Annotated in this window: 19 protein-coding genes and 1 riboswitch; of the genes, 10 read left to right on the top strand and 9 right to left on the bottom strand. The window is 35.7% G+C overall.

Annotated features, from left to right (window positions below; genetic code table 11):
* Nucleotides 1-10: 10 nt before the first annotated feature.
* Entirely contained in the window at nt 11-1,480 is a 1,470-nt protein-coding gene (locus BM350_RS17180; protein ID WP_139207700.1) for an amino acid permease, read from the bottom strand.
* A 107-nt stretch (nt 1,481-1,587) separates the two neighbouring features.
* A riboswitch (Lysine riboswitch) is annotated at nt 1,588-1,781 on the bottom strand.
* A gap of 643 nt (nt 1,782-2,424) precedes the next feature.
* Between BM350_RS17180 and BM350_RS17170 the strand changes: the two genes are divergently transcribed.
* Together BM350_RS17170 and BM350_RS17165 are read left to right on the top strand one after the other, a co-directional pair.
* Nucleotides 2,425-3,549, top strand: a complete 1,125-nt coding sequence (locus BM350_RS17170; protein ID WP_090917145.1) for an RNA-guided endonuclease InsQ/TnpB family protein — start codon at nt 2,425-2,427, stop codon at nt 3,547-3,549.
* 219 nt (nt 3,550-3,768) lie between these two features.
* Complete coding sequence (locus tag BM350_RS17165; protein ID WP_090917105.1) at nt 3,769-4,572, top strand: VOC family protein; 804 nt, start codon at nt 3,769-3,771, stop codon at nt 4,570-4,572.
* A gap of 135 nt (nt 4,573-4,707) precedes the next feature.
* Here BM350_RS17165 and BM350_RS17160 read toward each other — a convergent pair whose 3' ends face one another.
* Nucleotides 4,708-6,153, bottom strand: a complete 1,446-nt coding sequence (locus tag BM350_RS17160; RefSeq protein ID WP_090917107.1) for a MocR-like pyridoxine biosynthesis transcription factor PdxR — start codon at nt 6,151-6,153, stop codon at nt 4,708-4,710.
* 128 nt (nt 6,154-6,281) lie between these two features.
* On the opposite strand from BM350_RS17160, the gene BM350_RS17155 reads away from it, so the two are divergent.
* On the top strand, nt 6,282-7,193 hold the full coding sequence (locus BM350_RS17155; RefSeq protein WP_090917108.1) for a DMT family transporter: 912 nt from the start codon (nt 6,282-6,284) through the stop codon (nt 7,191-7,193).
* A 224-nt stretch (nt 7,194-7,417) separates the two neighbouring features.
* Nucleotides 7,418-7,744 (top strand): hypothetical protein, encoded by a 327-nt coding sequence (locus BM350_RS17150; protein ID WP_090917110.1) that lies wholly within the window; start codon nt 7,418-7,420, stop codon nt 7,742-7,744.
* Between the two features lie 54 nt (nt 7,745-7,798).
* Here the strand turns inward: BM350_RS17150 and BM350_RS17145 are convergent, their stop codons facing one another.
* Nucleotides 7,799-8,251, bottom strand: a complete 453-nt coding sequence (locus tag BM350_RS17145) for an NUDIX hydrolase (RefSeq protein WP_090917112.1) — start codon at nt 8,249-8,251, stop codon at nt 7,799-7,801.
* Between the two features lie 136 nt (nt 8,252-8,387).
* Between BM350_RS17145 and BM350_RS17140 the strand changes: the two genes are divergently transcribed.
* From BM350_RS17140 to BM350_RS17130, 3 genes are all read left to right on the top strand, one after another.
* Complete coding sequence (locus tag BM350_RS17140; protein ID WP_090917114.1) at nt 8,388-8,882, top strand: GNAT family N-acetyltransferase; 495 nt, start codon at nt 8,388-8,390, stop codon at nt 8,880-8,882.
* Between the two features lie 74 nt (nt 8,883-8,956).
* Entirely contained in the window at nt 8,957-9,598 is a 642-nt protein-coding gene (locus tag BM350_RS17135; RefSeq protein ID WP_090917116.1) for an FMN-dependent NADH-azoreductase, read from the top strand.
* Between the two features lie 79 nt (nt 9,599-9,677).
* Nucleotides 9,678-10,142 carry an NUDIX hydrolase gene (locus tag BM350_RS17130; protein WP_090917118.1) on the top strand — a complete coding sequence of 155 codons (465 nt, stop codon included), beginning with the start codon at nt 9,678-9,680 and terminating at the stop codon, nt 10,140-10,142.
* Nucleotides 10,143-10,241: 99 nt separating this feature from the next.
* Here BM350_RS17130 and BM350_RS17125 read toward each other — a convergent pair whose 3' ends face one another.
* From BM350_RS17125 to BM350_RS17100, 6 genes are all read right to left on the bottom strand, one after another.
* Entirely contained in the window at nt 10,242-11,444 is a 1,203-nt protein-coding gene (locus BM350_RS17125; protein WP_090917120.1) for an MFS transporter, read from the bottom strand.
* Nucleotides 11,445-11,707: 263 nt separating this feature from the next.
* A complete protein-coding gene (locus BM350_RS17120; protein ID WP_090917122.1) occupies nt 11,708-12,256 on the bottom strand; it encodes a MarR family winged helix-turn-helix transcriptional regulator in 549 nt (182 codons plus the stop codon).
* Between the two features lie 315 nt (nt 12,257-12,571).
* Complete coding sequence (locus tag BM350_RS17115) at nt 12,572-13,675, bottom strand: DUF4018 domain-containing protein (RefSeq protein ID WP_090917124.1); 1,104 nt, start codon at nt 13,673-13,675, stop codon at nt 12,572-12,574.
* Nucleotides 13,650-14,813, bottom strand: coding sequence for a DUF58 domain-containing protein (locus tag BM350_RS17110; RefSeq protein WP_090917126.1), 1,164 nt, complete (start codon nt 14,811-14,813; stop codon nt 13,650-13,652). Before BM350_RS17110 ends, BM350_RS17115 begins: the two co-directional genes overlap by 26 nt.
* Nucleotides 14,810-15,739 (bottom strand): AAA family ATPase, encoded by a 930-nt coding sequence (locus tag BM350_RS17105; protein WP_090917128.1) that lies wholly within the window; start codon nt 15,737-15,739, stop codon nt 14,810-14,812. Before BM350_RS17105 ends, BM350_RS17110 begins: the two co-directional genes overlap by 4 nt.
* Before the next feature lie 126 nt (nt 15,740-15,865).
* On the bottom strand, nt 15,866-16,231 hold the full coding sequence (locus BM350_RS17100; protein WP_090917129.1) for a PH domain-containing protein: 366 nt from the start codon (nt 16,229-16,231) through the stop codon (nt 15,866-15,868).
* An 89-nt stretch (nt 16,232-16,320) separates the two neighbouring features.
* On the opposite strand from BM350_RS17100, the gene BM350_RS17095 reads away from it, so the two are divergent.
* The 3 genes from BM350_RS17095 to BM350_RS17085 form a co-directional block, all read left to right on the top strand.
* Nucleotides 16,321-16,791: an NUDIX hydrolase gene (locus tag BM350_RS17095; protein WP_090917133.1), complete on the top strand. Its 471-nt coding sequence runs from the start codon at nt 16,321-16,323 to the stop codon at nt 16,789-16,791.
* Between the two features lie 110 nt (nt 16,792-16,901).
* Nucleotides 16,902-17,309, top strand: a complete 408-nt coding sequence (locus BM350_RS17090) for a hypothetical protein (protein WP_090917135.1) — start codon at nt 16,902-16,904, stop codon at nt 17,307-17,309.
* A 352-nt stretch (nt 17,310-17,661) separates the two neighbouring features.
* The coding region (locus BM350_RS17085; RefSeq protein ID WP_170857733.1) for a helix-turn-helix domain-containing protein at nt 17,662-17,883 on the top strand (222 nt) is incomplete at its 3' end.

Here is a 17,883-nt window from a genome sequence, read left to right as displayed (position 1 = left end):
CTCCACCGGATTAAAGTTCTACTTTATCAAGAGGAATTACTTTTGTTTTCTTTATAAATTTATATCCTAACCACAGCGCAAGGAAGAGAGGTAGGCCGATATAGGAAACAAGTACACCGTTCCAATCGATAGACTCGCCCATAAACGCTCCGTAATTTTGTCCTAAAATGACAATGACACAAAGTGCAAATGCAAAAATTGGACCAAATGGGAACCATTTTGCTTTATACGGTAAATCATTTAAATCTTTTCCTTGTGCAGTATATGCTTTTCGGAAACGATAATGACTAATAGCGATTCCGACCCATGCAATAAATCCAGACATTCCAGATGCATTTAATAACCAAATATATACTACACCGTCGCCAAATAAGGAAGCTAGGAAAGCGACACAACCAACTACTGAAGTTGCGATTAACGCGTTAACAGGTACACCGCGACTATTTAATTTCCCTAAAAATTTCGGTGCTTTTCCTTGTCTTGCTAAATCCCAAAGCATACGAGTTGATGCGTACATTCCTGAATTACCGGCAGATAAAACTGCAGTTAAAATAACAGCGTTCATAACAGAAGCAGCAAATGCAACCCCTGCTTTTTCAAATATAAGTGTAAATGGACTTACTGTTACGTCACTTGCTGCAAGACTATCAGTTGTATAAGGGATCAATAGACCGATAACAAGAATTGCAAAGATGTAAAATAATAGAATACGCCAAAAGATTGAGCGAATTGCTTTTGGAATACTACGCTCTGGATCGGCAGTTTCACCAGCAGCTACACCTAATAATTCAGTTCCTTGAAATGAAAAACCAGCAGCCATAAAAACGCCGATGATTGCCATAATACCACCGTTAAATGGTGCGTCTGCAACAGTAAAGTTTTTAAATCCAACAGGCTCGCCACCCATAATACCAAAAATCATCATAAATCCAACAATTAAAAAGATAATAACGGTAACTACTTTAATAAGTGCGAACCAATATTCAGCTTCACCAAATCCTTTAACAGATAAGTAATTTAAAAGAAACATAATGACTAAGCAAATGCCACTCCAAAGAAGGGAAGGCGTATTTGGGAACCAAAACTTCATAATTAATGTTACGGCTGCAAGTTCAGCAGCAATCGTAATTGCCCAGTTATACCAGTAATTCCAACCTAATGCGAATCCAAGCGATGGATCAACAAATTTTGTCGCATATGTGCTAAAAGATCCAGCAACAGGCATGTACGCTGCTAATTCAGCTAAGCTTGTCATTAAAAAATAAACCATAATTCCAATTGCAGCGTATGCTACAAGAGCTCCACCAGGGCCAGCTGTATGAATGACACCACCGCTAGCAAGAAATAGTCCGGTACCGATTGTACCACCGAGAGAAATCATTGTAAGGTGACGAGATTTTAATCCGCGTCGAAGTTCGTTAGTTGTTTGTGCAGATTGATTTGTAGCTGTAGAGGTAACGTTAGTAGTTGCGCCGTTCATGTTCAACACTCCTTTTCTTGTAAGATAGGAAGGAGCGGGGGGAATAAAAAAAACCGCCAAAGGACTTTAGCGGAGCATTTCAAAAATAGCCACCCCATCATACCTTCCGTTAAGATAGCGCCCCACGTTTACACGGTAATTTTGTAAACGTGACAGTTCTGTTCCTATTCGAAAACAGCCCCAGCATATACTTCCAGAGAAGAAGTATAAACTTCGGCAGCTTTTCCTTTTATCTAGAGTTATTGACGTTCTCTGCGTCTCGTCTAGATTATTAATAAAAGCCGCAACCTCTACCTCATCGGATTGATGAGGATTTTTCTATTACTATGATTTTTAATATATGGCAATTGTAATGATTTTCTGAAAATATTGCAAGGATTTTTTTATAGAAAAAAATGGCTATTTAAGAAAAGTGCTTTCAAAATTCATCCCGATCCTAAAAAGTATGTAATAGGTAACCTACTTGAAAAAAGGTTATACAATGGTTTCGCATTGTGTTTCAAAAAACCCTTCAAAATTAACGGAAAATTCAGAAAAAAATTTTTCGACAAAGCTATTTGAGATGAAATTCTTATTTACAGGAAGAATCGTATTAAAATTAAAGGCTCCTCTTTCTAGTGGAAAAGATTCTTTAGTCTTTCAATTCGCTTTATTTTTTTCGTTATAACAAACATGAAGTAACAGATTTTCAGAAAATTTAACATATTTCCAAAAGAATTCCCCTTCCTCAAGGAATGAGAAGAGCGAAGCCTAATGAGTAGGGAGGGGATGAATTTTGGTTGGTGTAAGCCAAAGGAATGAAAAAGGAATTTCCTTAAATCAGACAGAATGTATGTAAAGAAGGCTTTTGGTCTCAAAGTTATTGTTTGCTGGCTGTGGTCGGTGCACCATTAGAAATGCTAAAACAATACATCGAAACACAAGGACAAAACGAATGGGAGGTGATGACAATGTTGTTGAATCAAAAATATGAAATTTTTCCAACAGAAGCACAAAAAGAAATGTTAGACCGTTGGTTACAATATTGTCGTCAAACCTACAATTCTGCCTTACTAGACAAAGAACGGAAATATAAGCAAAACAAAGAAAATTACGATCGTTATGATATGCAAAGACAACTTACATTGGACAAGAAGGCATATCCTTTTCTAAAAGAAATGCCTTCTCAGCCTTTGCAAGAAGTTTTTTCACGTCTGAAAAAAGCCTTTGATCATTTTTTTCGTAAAGATGCAAAGTATCCAAAACAGAAAAAGTATAAAGACTACAATAGTATGACGTTTCCGCAATTTGGATTCAAATCATACGGAAAGCATCGCTATGCTATGTCTTTTTCTGATCACGATAAGTTATACAATAAGAAATTGGGAGAAATAGATATCTTACTTCATAGACCACTCGAAGGAACAATCAAGCAATTTATTCTCAAACGTCAAGGGAAAAGATGGTACGCTATTTTCAGTGTCGAAAGACAAGTGGTACCATCTGATATCGATACCAATCGTGCGATAGGAATTGACGTGGGATTACATAAGTATGCCGTTCTTTCTAATGGTTCAGAGTTTGAAAACCCTAGATTTCTTCGTGAAAAAGAAAAACAATTACAGAAAGCAGGGCGGAAACTTTCTAAGAAGAAAAAAGGTTCTGCTAACTTCATAAAACAAGCCCAGCGTGTTCGCAAGCTACATGAAAAAGTAGCGAACCAGCGCAGAGATTTTCTTCATAAACTCAGTTACAATCTAGCGAAAGAGTATTCTGTTATCGTTGTAGAAAATTTGAACATTCGTAACATGGTTAAAAACAGAAAGTTATCGAAGTCTATTTCTGATGCAGGATGGGGAATGTTTCGAAACATGCTTGCTTACAAATGTGAAAATAATGGCGGTATACTGATTAAAGTAGAACCAAAGTATACTTCGCAAGACTGTTCTGTTTGTGGGAATCGTGTGAAGAAGTCGCTCTCTATTCGTACCCACATTTGTACAAAGTGTGGAATGATATTGGATAGAGACTATAACGCGAGCCGGAACATCTTACAAAAAGGATTAGAAGAATTGCTTGCCACAAACTAAAGTCTACAAACTGTAGGGCAAGGTTATGTCCGAACAGTATAATCTACGCCTGTGGAGACTGTGTAAGACACAGTGGGACACCCTACTATGCAACGGTCTATGAAACAGGAAGCCCCTTCTTCAATCAGGCCGTAAGGTGTATAAGGAGGGGTTATTCACATTGCAAGAAATAATTGAAAAATAATACACTAAAAGAATAAAAGTAAGGGTGGTGAGGAGATGTTACAGTTTGATCATCTTGTTCAAGGCGTTCAAGGCTCTCCAGCTGAGGTGATAAATCAAATGAAACGACATGGATTTCATGTAGTTCAAGGAGGAGAGCATACGAATTGGGGGACACATAATAGTCTATGTTATTTTGATTTAGCATACATTGAGTTTTTAGCAGTGCAAAATCAAGAGGTTGCAATCGAAGCAGAGAATCCCCTTATTCAACAAGCTATTCATAAGTTACAAATAGGAGAAGGAATGCTTCAAATTGCACTGCGTACAGAACAGATAGAAGAGCTTGCTGAGAGACTGGTAGCAAAGGGATTTCATATAAACGGTCCATTGGAAGGGAAACGTATGCAGGATGATGGAACTCTATTAAGCTGGAAAATGCTATTTATTGAACAAGAAGGAGACGGCCCTAGATTCCCATTTTTCATTGAGTGGAGTGAATCGGATGAAAAAAGAAGGGATGATTTACAGAAAAAAGGAGTAATCTCGCCTCATAACAATCACATAATTGGAATGAAAACAGTGTTCTATGCTGTTACTAATGTAAATGAAACAAGTAAACGATGGAAAGATTTACTGCAGATAGAAATGAATCCGCCCAAAATAAATAAGGAGTGGAATGCGATATCTCAAAGTTTTTCTCTTGGGAAAATAACAATTCAATTTTGTGAACCGATTGGGAATGGGATCGTTCAGAATCAATTAACGAATAACGGAGAGGTACCATTCGCAGTAGAATTTGAAGGGAATGAAGAGAATATGAGTGTATGTCATATATGGAATGGTATGTACATATTTTAGCAGGAATTAAGGTAATGAAGATTACCTAGAAGTACAGATACCTACTGTATTTCTAGGTAATTCGTTTATTTTCAGATAGGAAAATCACGGTATTATATACTGTTTGAAAAAAGGAAAAGGAGATAGATTGACCATTTATATATGAGATAAATGAATCGCCTGTTGTAGACGAGAGACTCCTTCGGCAATGCGGCTTACATCAACTTTTCCATACGATAGACGAATATATCCATCTTTTGCACCGAAAATACTGCCGGGCATAAAGGCAACTTGTTGTTTTAGACTTTGCATTATCAACTGTTTTTCATTGATAGGTTGTTGTAATTTCCCCCATATATAAATTCCTCCTGTTGGCAAGGAAAATGAGAGTTCTTTCTGAAGTGAATGTTGCAGCGCATCTGCTAATATATTTCTTTTTTGTACTAATTCAGACCGTAACTGTTGTAAATGTGTTTCAAATGGAACAGTTTCAAAAAATTGCTGCATAAGCCATTGCGGAAATATGCTTAAGCCTAATTCCATTTGATGCCGTGCATCTGATAAACGCTCAACAACGGACTGCGGAGCGACGAGCCAACCAATTCGTAATCCTGGTGCTATCATTTTGGATAGGGAATGGACATAAATGACCGTTCCATTTGAATCAATGGATTTTAAGGTTGAACATGCTTGCTTTTTGTTTTCTAATGTTAATAAACTTGACGGATCATCTTCAACAATCGCAATGCGTAGATCTGCGCATAAAGATAAAAGAGTTTCTCTTCTTTTCGGGTGTAGGAGCGTTCCTGTTGGATTTTGGTAATTTGGATTTAAGAAAATCATTTTAATCCGATGCTTACGATATAGCTCTTCTACATCATCGGGATTAATCCCGTGTTCATCAACAGGTAATGGGAAAATTCGAATGCCTGCGGATTGAAAAAGAGGCAACGAATAACAATGCGATGGACTTTCAAATGCTACAGCATCACCTGGATTTAATAAACATTGCACAATAAGATGCAGTGCTTGCTGGGCACCGGAAGTAATCATAATCGATTGTTCAGTTGCATCAATTTGTAAGTGCTCCTTCATATATGTAGCTACAGCTTGTCGTAAAGGAAGATAGCCTTGAGGATGATCATAACTTAACGATTGTGTTAACGGTTGTTCGCGTAAAATCGCTTGTAATTGCTGGTGCGGGAACAAATCGCATCCAAGCTCCCCGTTTGCAAAATCAATGATATTGTCATTTTGCTGCACTTGCTCACGAATGTAGCGAAGGAGTGGTAAATTAGGTAAAAATGTCCCGCCCTCTACAAACCCCCTCCAATTTGGTGTGAATTTCGGAGATACGCCCCACATATGTGTGCTTACACGCGTTCCTTTTCCTGTTGTACTTTCAACAATTCCCATTGCACGTAGTTCATTATAGGCTGTTGTAATTGTGCTTCGATTCACCTTGAGCTGCTCTGCTAGCTTACGTTCTGACGGAAGAAAACTGCCGGGTGGAAGCTCTCCATATACAATACGTCTTTCAATATAATCAACAACTTGTTGATAGATTGGGATTTTACTATCAGTATCTAATGACCATTTCATTTGTAACGTCTCTCCTTGTTACTTCATTATCATCATTATAGCAAATTGGCTGGGTAAAAAAACAGCCAATTGGATGGTGTTACATTGGGCCAATTTTACTATGCTAAATGAGGGAAGGAGAGGTTTTGATGAAACAAAGGCAAATGGAAGGGCTCCTGATGTTAGTTGCATTAGTATGGGGAGCAAACTATACGATAGGAAAATATGGGGTGGCATATATGTCGTCCGTTCAATTTAATAGTATGCGTTTTTTAGTGGCATCTCCAATTTTGTTACTTATTACCTTTATTATGGAACGCTCGTTACGTATAGAGAGAAAAGACTGGCTTAGACTTTTGGTGGTTGGTATTGTAGGGACAACTTTATATCAAACACTATTTATGCTTTCAGTAAAATATACATCTGCGACGAATGCTTCATTATTAATTGCAATGTCACCAATCTTTACGGGGATTTTAGCGGTATTACATAAACAGGAACGCTTTTCCCTAAAAATACAAATCGGATCTATGCTTTCTTTTAGCGGAGCAGCACTTGTGTTATTAACAGGGCATACAAACCAGTCTGCATATGAATACGCATGGATTGGAAATATAATTGGATTAGCCGCGTCGATTGCATGGGGCTGGTATCCGATTCTGGCTCAGCCGCTTATAACGAAATATTCTGCAATGCGCGTAACAGCTTGGTCGACTTTGTTAGGAATTGTACCACTTGTATTATACTGCTTTATAAATGGCGACTCTTTAACATGGCCAACTGACATGTTAAGCTGGGGATCATTAGGTTACTCTATTGTTTTTGCGACCATTTTTGGACTTGCAATGTGGTACGTTGGAATTAGTAAAATTGGTTCAACGAAAGTAATGGTTTATATGTATCTCGTTCCGTTATTTGCTGTTATATTTGCGGCCGTAACGATTGGCGAACAGGTAAACATTATGCAGTTGTTCGGTGGATTTGTAATTTTCGCTGGGTTATATGTTGTGAAAAAAGGAACAGTGAAGAAGCCAGTATTGAATTTAAAGAAGGTAAGTTAGTATGGAAATGACTGCATCGTAAGGGTGTGGTCATTTTTTGTGTTCGGAATGTAGATATAATGTCATAAAAGAAGTGTCAATTTTTAGAATTGAAAGAAATGAGTGAAGAGTAATATAATGGAAGTTAAGTAGGGTGAAGTCTCATTTGCTGTAGATTTCAAAGAGAATATGAGCTGTATCATATGCGAAATGGTATGCACTTATTTAAAAAGGAACTATGTTAATTGAAGACAGTTATAGTTATTAAAGAATGGGGAAAGATGGAACAACATTCCCTCGTTCTATGCGGAAAAAAGCATCTTGAATGGAAAAAAGAAGAATTTTATTTAACACCAGAGTTTTATGAAAAGGAACTATGTATAGTTGGTTCTAGTGATGGATTAGATTATAAAAGACATGCAAGCTGGTTCTTACAGTATGTGAAGCATACTCGATTTATAAGTCAGCTATTTGAACATGAAATAACACATCGAGAATTAATTCAGTGTTTTCAAGAGCTGAGTGAAGAAAAAATAAAACCAATAAAAGTATTGGTTAAATATGGTGATTAAAGATTAATGTTATTTTTTGTGGAATAAAAAGGTGATCATTCTCAGAAAAAGCAATTATTTTTGTTTGTGTAATAACATTGCTTGCCTGACAGCCCATTGTTGATGATCGTGAACAAGCAACTGCTGTGCTTCAGAAGAAGATACCCAATGTAAAATGTAGCTATCTTCTGTAGGAACATGGTAATCTCGCATTTTGCTACATATGTAAAAATGACCATCATTTAAATAATGTGTATCTTCTTTTTCAGCATAAAAGTAACGCTCAGCATTTCCAATATAGTGCTGCACTTCAATTTCCCAGCCTAATTCTTCTAATAGTTCACGATGTAAGCAGCTTTCTTTTGTTTCACTATTTTCTATTCCACCGCCAGGTAAAAAGTATCTTACTCCATTTTGGATAACGGCTATTTTACTAGTATCTTCATTAAAAATAATTGCATAAGAACTTGGACGTAAGGTGTATTCTATATGCTGCTTTTTCTCGCCAAAAGAAGGCTTTTTGTACATATTTTCCACCTAATTTCATTTATTTTAATTTAATTATCTCATATGAATCTGCAAAAATGAATTTGGAAGTTAAAAAGGAATGTGTATTTTAATATCTAATAATATAAACATTGATGGAAAAAGAGAGGTATGACATATGCACGTTAGGAAAATTAGACCTGAGGATTATACTACAATTCATTCTGTTATGAATGACTGGTGGGGCGGGAGACAGATGGCAGATATGCTGCCAAAACTCTTTTTTATTCATTTTCAAGAAACTAGTTTTATTATTGAAAAAGACAATGAAATTGCAGGGTTTATATGTGGCTTTTTCTCGCAAACTTTTGAGGATGAGGCATATGTTCATTTCATTGGTGTAAATCCGAAATTTAGAAGGCAAGGGATTGCATCGGCATTGTATTCTTCCTTTTTTGATGCAGTTCGATCGAATGGCCGTCATGTTGTAAAAGCAATAACATCTCCAGCTAACAAAAAGTCTATTCAATTTCATCGTGAGATCGGATTTGAAATTGAAAGAGGGGATGATGAAGTGGATGGAGTGTCTGTACATACAAACTATGACGGAAAAGGTGGAAGTCGAGTGTTATTCGTAAAGTATATAAATGATGTAAGTAGCAAAACGATATAAAATTTTTAATAAAAATCAATATAAAAGGCAATATAAGGAGGGTTGAATTTATATTTCGAAAGGAAAGATCACAATTGAACAAAGTTTTATACATTACTGCAAATCCAAAAACACCAGATCAATCATATGGACTTTCAGTTGGACAAGCTTTTTTAGAAGTGTATCGTAGCAAGGCTCCAAATGATGAAATTATTGAACTTGACTTATATAAAACTAATATTCCTTACATTGATGCGGATGTATTTAGTGGATGGGGAAAGCTACAACAAGGGACAGTGTTTGAAAATCTTTCTGCTGAAGAACAAAGTAAGGTCGCTGCAATTAATAAATTAACAGATCAATTTGTAGAAGCGGATAAATATGTATTTGTAACACCGATGTGGAATTTTAGTTTTCCACCGCTTATGAAAGCGTATATTGATACAATTTGTATTGCAGGAAAAACATTCAAGTATACAGCAGAAGGTCCTGTTGGTTTGTTATCTGGTAAAAAGACCGTTCATATTCAAGCACGCGGTGGTATATACTCAGAAGGACCAGCAAAAGAAATGGAATTTGGAGATCGTTATCTTCGGGCCATTATGAGTTTTGTTGGAATTACAGATGTGCAATCTATTTTTGTAGAAGGTATGAATCAAATGCCGAATGAAGCAGAGAGTATTAAAGAAAAAGCAATTGCACAAGCGAGAGAAGTTGCGAAAAATTTTGCGGAATAATTAGGAAAGAACCCACAAATTTCTTATAATGGAATTTGTGGGTTTTTTATTGATCAGATAGATATGAGGAGGAATCGGGATGGATATTGTTTTTACAGAGGATGGGAAACGTTTTAATTATCGCGTAGTGGCAGTATGTATAGAGAATGGACAGGTTCTTCTTCATCGCGGGAAGGGAGATACTTTTTGGTGTCTACCTGGCGGACGAGTTCAAATGCTGGAAAGTAGTGAGTCTGCTTTGAAAAGAGAGCTTCAAGAAGAATTAGAAGTGCATGCGAATGTAAAACGTTTAATATGGATTGTGGAGAAGTTTTTTACATATGATAATCATAAGTTTCATGAAATTGGTTTTTACTATGAAACTCATTTAGAAGATTGCGTTATTCCAAAAACGGGTTCTTTTATAAGAGAAGATGGTGGTCGAGAGTTTGAATTCCAGTGGGTTCCGCTAGAGGAGTTACATCTTTTTCATACGCAACCTGCTTTTTTAACAACAAAGCTCAAACATTTACCTGAGTGTGTGGAACATATTGTGACAACGTAAAGAAATAGGGAAATGTATGATAAAAAAGAGGATATAAAGGTATCCTCTTTTTTATGTGATGGAATGAATCATTACATATTAAAAGTAGCGGAAATCTCTTTATTTCACTTCAACTATTGATGAATTTTCATGCTTAACGAGACAAGCTGCAAGTAAGCCTAGACCGAGTATGGCTGCAAATAGAATAAACGTCGTAGTGAAACTGAAAGCTTTCATAAATGTAAAAGAGATAATTGGACCAAAACTTGTTCCAGCAAATAAAATGACTGTGTACATTGATATTGCAATACTACGAGCTTTACCTCCTAATTGACCAACAAGAGAAACTAAAGAAGGTACGGAGAGTGCAATGCCACTTACAAAGACTATACTCATTACTGTTAAAAAGAATATGTTTGTAAGAAAGCCCATCGAAGCTAGGGCGAAAATGGAGAGAAGTAGCGCCCACTGAAGTACAAACAGAACGCTAAAACGTTTTGCTAATTTACCTGCTAGTGGAGACAATATCATTCCTAGGACCCCGAATGAACGAATATAAAGAAGTTCGTGATTGTTCATTTCGAAAGGTAGATTAGTTAAATATTGTCCTAAGGTGGTGTACATACTAACGAAAGACATGAGTAGAACAAACGCTATTACGTAACTAAATATTAGATTTTTATTAGTAAAGACAATGCCGAGTTGCTTCATTGGCTCCCAAATATTTTTCTTTTGATTATGACTTATACTTGTTGGTAGTAACCAGAACACTATTGATGCAGTAAGAATATAAACTGCAGAAAGGGAGTAAAAAACAAATTGCCAATGAAATTGTTGGCTTACGTAAGCACTAAACACTTGACCGACGATTCCGGCAACGAGGAATCCTGTACTAATAAAACCAACAGCACCAACCTTTCTTTCGTTAGGGAATACTTCTAGTGTGTACGCTAACGCTACTGGTGAAAATGTTGCAGCAGCTAAACCTTGTAGACCTCTTAATACAACAATATATGAGAAAGAATGAACCATTCCAAGCAGTAATGAAATGACACTTAAAGAAATTAGTCCAATGCATATAACGTTTTTGCGGCCATATTTTTCAGAAATCGCACCGTAAATAAAACATCCACTAGCAAAACCTATTGAAAATATACTAGAAGTTGTAGCTGCTTGCGATAGAGAAACATGAAAATTATCACTAAACATGGTAATGAGTGGGATACTTACATATAAACTGGACATAACAACCATTCCAGTCCAGCATAATATGAGTGTCATAAGATTATAGTTGTGCTGTTTTTCAAAATCGATCGCGATCATAAAATCACCTTCACCTTTATTTTAATTATATTAACTTATAGTTAGATAACCTAATTAAAAAGTTGGAAAAAGAGCTACTATCACTTTGAATAGGTAGCTGTTAATTGTTATTTATCCCGCATTAACGGGCAGTAATACTCCCACCTCAAAATTCGGCGAAAGCAAAGAAGCTAGGTGGGAGATAAACTGCCCGTAAAAGCCCGATTGGTTCAACTAATAATCAGTGGAGGATGAAGAAAACCCCCACTGATTAAAGTTTCACTTTATCGCCCAACTCCAAGTCGTACTTGCATATTTTCATTTAATTTCTTGATGATTTTCTCAAATACTTGGCGCTCAGTAGGATCTAATTCATCAAAAATAGAGGCACAAACGGACCAATATGTTGGCAATACTTTTTCAACAAATGTACGGCCTTCTTCGGTAATACTGACATGGATTTTTCTGCGATCAAACGAGCTGGGTTTTCGTGTAACAAGGTTTCTTTTTTCCAACCAATCAATCATAGAAGTTGCAGATGCCCGCCTAATTCCTAAACGTTCAGCTATTGCTGAAGGCGTTATCACTTTGTTATCATGCAGAGTTATTAAGATTAGCAAATCAAGTTTGCTTTCTGTAATCCCGAAGTGAGCTAACTCTTGATCCATTACATCTAAGATATTATCGCTTAACCATAACATGATTAAGCCCATAGAGGCATCATTACGGTTTGTACTTGATGATGCAGAGTGATTAATAAGGTCTAAATAAGGGTGAATACCCAATCTTGGTAAGGTATCATCTGAATATGTTCCTTTTCCGTTCTTACGCATTTTCTTTATGTCTACTCCTTTAATTAGATTACCTAATTATAATTCATTCTAACTACAAGGAAGGAATTACGCAAGAGGAATTGTAGGGAAATTCATTCTTTTTTTAGTGGCTGTTATTTTAGAAGGAGAAAGATAATAAATTAGAGCATGTTTTGATTAAATCTTAATTTCTAAATTTAGACAGCAATAAACAAAAAAATAATGATGGTAGTTTTCACTTAATAAAATAAAGGAGAGCACATGTTGTAAATGACTAATGCATACTCTCCTTTATTTTTTACATTGCTTTCATGGAGGTCTTGAAAGCTTTTTATATTATTTTTTCTTATTAACTACCTTTTTGTAGTTATATAATGTATGCGCTTCTGTTTTGAATTGCTGAAGAAGGGTGTTATCTTCTTTCTCTCCATACCTGGCAGTACTATATGCTTCTATAATAATGTTGGACTGAATATATATGTCTTCTTCAGTGCCAAGTCTTTCCATCCATTGTTCCACTGTTTCACCACGCTGCCGATTTAAGGGTGGTTTTAATTTTTTTTCAAGTTTAAAAATTTCTTTGCGAATTGCATTGTTTGGTGGTCGTAACTTTCGGTTTCGCTTTTGTATATTTTCTTGTTCTGAACCAACAACGATAGGTTCATAGGAAGACATACGCCCAAAGTTTATCTCATGACGTTGCTTAAATAGTTTCCAAATCACATATATGGCAGCAACTACTATGATAAGGATAGTAATAGATTGTAAAATGAATGGATCATATTCTTTTTCTGGAACCGGTGGAGGCGGCGAATTACCCTGACCTAAATTAAGATTCAAAGAATCATCTTTCTGCTTCTGTTCAGCTGATAGAAATAGTGGGTTTAGAATATATCCTAATCCTAAAGCAATCCATTGCAGAGCATAAGCGATACCAGTTCGTACGTAAGAGAGTATGGGGATGAATAAAAAACCCAAAATTCCGATAGCTGTAATTGAGAACAAACGCAACATTTGTTGGTTTCGATTGAAACTTGTAATCCACAATGTTAGAAGTGTATACAAAATAAGTAATCCTATTTCCCATATGGATGGAAACTGCATATGGAGGAGAAAGGAACAAAAAGACCATAGAAATGCTCCTAATAATTTATGAAAGGGTGAAACATCATCTTTTGCGTACACAAGAAAAAAGAAAAACGGCAATAATACGGAACTTATAGAAGAAAATAACGCCAACGAATAGCAAACAATGACTTGTAGAATAAATAGTGCTGTAAGCCATCTATTTTTCTTTTTACTAATTTTCATAATAGGCAGCAAGCAAATATGACTGACTAGAAGAAACAAAACTATGTGTACAACTTCTCCTTTTTCAGTTAATAAGGAAAGGAGGAGAAGAAGAATAAAATTATTAACGTACCGTAGCCATGTATTCAAGTTGTTCCACCACTCCTTCATCGTGAACAATATATGTTGGCTGCATTGTATGAGGGATATGGTACTTAGGGACGCCAAGGAAAAATAGTGTAGACGACCTCGCTCTTTTTCGCAGCATATAATGCAGAAAACCATCTCGCGGCAGTAATGTACTATCTTCTGAAATACGCGCAAGTTCTTCCAATACTTTTGCATAATGCGTGGGACCATCATTCAACGTCAAGTGCAGCGGTCCATCTGCTACTAAAATACTAATAAATAATTCAAAGGGAATTTTCTTTTCTGTTGCAATTTGACAAATGTATGTTGCATAAGAAATCAAGTCTTCTATGTTTTCTTTCCATCCAAGTCCTCGATCTGAGGCAAGGCAGATGCAAATTGTCCAGCTGTAATTTTTTACTGCTTCATATTGCTTTGCTTGTAAACTTTGCATTTTCGCTGATGCCTTCCAATGGATGGAGCGAAATGATTCCCTTTCATACTGTTTTACTCCGACAATGGACATTTCATCATGAAAAAAAGAAAAATTTGTTCTGTAAGAGCCTAGTACTAGTTGCTGTATTTCTTGTAGCCCTGCAACTTGCTTCGGGGTAGGATAGACAATAATTTCTGTTTTTAATTTATGTATAATTGGTAAATGAACTTGAATGATGTTAAAGGGATCACCAATGATGCATTCAAACTGTTCAATTTGGAAAACGCCTCGTCTTGTCGCTTTAAAAGTTATATCCCACATTTGTTGTGAGTGAGCACGTTGTGAAAATGGGAAAGAAAAGAGCGTTTTTGATATTTGATCTAGACTGTTGCTTGGTTGGATAACGAGCGATGGATTTATATGAAAAAAACATTTCCCATTCACTAGCGGTAATTTTGCTTCATTTTGTAACATAACGGATAGTTGTCCGTTTTCTTCAGGAAATAGCCTTGTTGTTTGTTTCTTATTGATAATTTGAAAGTGATTCTCTATGTAAGTCACATACCGATAAATAAAAAAAGAAAATATATAGTAAAACAGAAATGGATATATGATAAGTGATTGCGGTAAGTAAAATGTGAACAACAGGGCAATTGGAATCGTTAATTGAACGATATGTTTTTGAAATACTAATGGGACGGAGACGAGACGTTGACCATTCATGCTTGCTCAATCTCCACCGGCACATCAACTTCTTTCAAAATTGCTTCTATAATCTCTTGTTTTGTCGTACGAAGAGCACCTTCCATAGATAAAATAATACGATGCTTCCAAATGTAAGGAAGTAGAAATTGTACGTCTTCTGGTGTACAAAATTCGCGATTACGTAAAAAGGCAAGAGCTTGAATTGCCCTCACTAAAGCGAGTGTTCCGCGCGGACTAATTCCATTTGCAATAAAATCATGATTACGAGTTGCGTTAGCGAGTTTAATGATGTAGTCTTCCAAAGGTTCCGATACATGAACATCTTTTACTTTATTTTGTAATTGGATTATATCTTCTAGTGTGATGACCGGATGAAGCGCGTCTAACGGTTTGTTCTTTCGAAAACGTCGCATCATTTGTAGCTCTTCTTCTGGAGAAGGATAACCAATCGAAACGGTCATTAAAAAGCGATCAAGCTGGGCATCTGGAAGAGGGAATGTTCCTTGTGATTCAATTGGATTTTGCGTTGCGATTACGAAAAATGGTTTCGGAAGAAGTGTGGATTGTTTTTCAAGTGTTACTTGCCTTTCTTCCATTGCTTCTAATAAACTCGATTGTGTACGTGGCATCGCACGGTTAATTTCATCTGCTAATAATAAATTTGTCATAACAGGACCAAGGCGCAGTTCAAATTCACTTGTTTTCGGATTAAAGTATTCAATGCCTGTTACATCACTCGGTAATACATCAGGTGTGAACTGTACACGCGAAAATTGCCCGCCAATACTTTTCGCAATTGTTTTTGCCAGCAATGTTTTTCCTGTTCCAGGTACATCCTCTAATAAGACGTGTCCATCTGCTAATAAAGAAACTAAGAGGAGATCAATCACATTTTCTTTTCCGACAAAAACAGAAGAGATATTTTCTTTTAATTTATGTATCATTTGTTTCTTCCTTTCCGGTACAATCTTTTTGAATATTTTAACAAAATTTTCTAAAAAATAAAACTATTTTTCGTTATACTACAATGTAGAAGATGTTTTAGTGAAGAGATACATAAATAAGTAGCCTTAGGATATAGGGCTACTTGTAACTTGCTTTTGTATAATGGAACAAAGTTGCTTTCTTGCATTTTTATCATAGATATCTCGAAATTGTACCCAATCATTGTTGTAGTAAATAGCGATGTGAAAGCTGAAAAAATAAGGGTGTTCTTTTACTTCCTCAATATGTTTGTAAATGTATTCTTCATATCGTGTAGGATTAGAGGTATCTTTTTCTTTATATATAAACAACAATCTTTTATTTGTTGTTAGTATAACTCCTGGTACAGATGGTCCTTTATGTAGAAATAAAGATAGAGAACATTGTGTGTGATAAAGGATCGTTTCATCTTCATGGAGTAGATTTTTTACTGTATCTCGTAATGTTAACATTGTATTCAGTCCTTTCTGTATATTATGATTATATCATGTTTATTTGGTACGATTTAGAAAAATGTATGGAGTAATATAGGGGGATGTATATGACTAAAAAGCTGGATTATATTCGTTTTATTCGAGAGAAAGTTGGGTCTGAACGAATCTTTCTTAATTTTGCAGGTGGACTTATTTGTAACGAAGAAGGCGAAGTGCTTCTGCAAAAACGAGGAGATAGAAATGCGTGGGGGTTTCCTGGTGGTGCGATGGAACTTGGTGAATCTGCTGAAGAAACGGCCATTCGTGAAGTATATGAAGAAACAGGATTAAAAGTAACAGTTGAACATTTAATTGGCGTATATACGAAATATTACGATGAATACCCAAATGGAGATCAAGCGCAGACGATTGTGTTTTTTTTTCAATGCAAGACAGTAGGTGGAACGTTAAAAACAGATGGTAATGAAACGTTAGAGCTTAAGTATTTTCCAATTGACCAATTCCCACCACTCTTTGTGAAACAACATGAAGATGCATGGGAAGATTGGCTTTCGAACAAGAAGGGATGTTTTAGATAAATATATGTAGGATAAAAATCTTCAGTTAATAAGTAGCATTTTTATTCATATTTCGTTTCTCTTTTCTAGTAAAATATTTATTATACATCTTTATTAATGGAGTGATAAACATGGGTCTAAAAGAACAAGCAATGAAAGAATTTCAAGAGAGGATATCTTCAACTGAAAATATCCAAGGAATGACCTCAGCTTATTACGAAATGCAAAATGGAATGTCTGGTTTAGTAGGAACACCAAATGCAAATCCTACTCCTGTGAAAGGTATTTTAGCTTATACTGAACAGCAGTTATTATTTTACGGTGAAATATTTGGAAAGCTTCCTATTTCATTACAAATACCTTTTCATCAAATTAATAAAATAAAAGAAACGAAGCATGTATTTGCGCTTTTTAAAACGTTTCCTGCTATTGTTGTTTTTCATCAGGAACAAGAAATTTTTACAACACGTGGAAATGAAGAAGAATTTATACGATTACAAGCATTCTTTGAAAAGATTCAACTCATCTCTACACATTAAATAATAATGAATGTGCAAAGATAATTTATCTGTGCATACTGTAAGAAAAATGACAACAATTTTTTGTACGTATCGAGAAGGAATAAAAGAACTTGCCCCCCAAAGTTGTGTAATAATAACCTTTTGGGGCAGCATTATTTTAACAAAATTCCAACAGAAGTCCCCTTCCTCAAGCACGTGCAGGGCATAGCCCAAGTGGTAGGGAGGGGATGAATGTTGGTCGTGCATAGCACGAAATTTCTCTTTCCTTTTTATGTAACATCATGTATATTAGTACTAGAAACAAAACAGAACGTATATTCTGTTTTGTGTATGGGAATCTGAAACCCTACAACAAAAAAAGAGGTAGGTGATGACAATGTTGCTCAGCCAAAAGTATGAAATTTTTCCAACTCAAGAACAAAAAGAAATGTTAGAACGTTGGTTACAATATTGTCGTCAAACTTATAACTCTGCTCTTTTAGATAAACAAAGAAAATATAAAGAAAATAAACAATCGTATACACGCTCTGATATGCAAAAACAACAAACAATCGATAAAAAGAGATATCCTTTTCTAAAAGAAGTGCCATCA

This window comes from Bacillus sp. 103mf, assembly GCF_900116295.1.
In the GTDB taxonomy this organism is placed as follows: Bacteria; Bacillota; Bacilli; order Bacillales; family Bacillaceae_G; genus Bacillus_A; species Bacillus_A bruguierae.
This window is presented reverse-complemented; position numbering and strand designations above follow the sequence as displayed.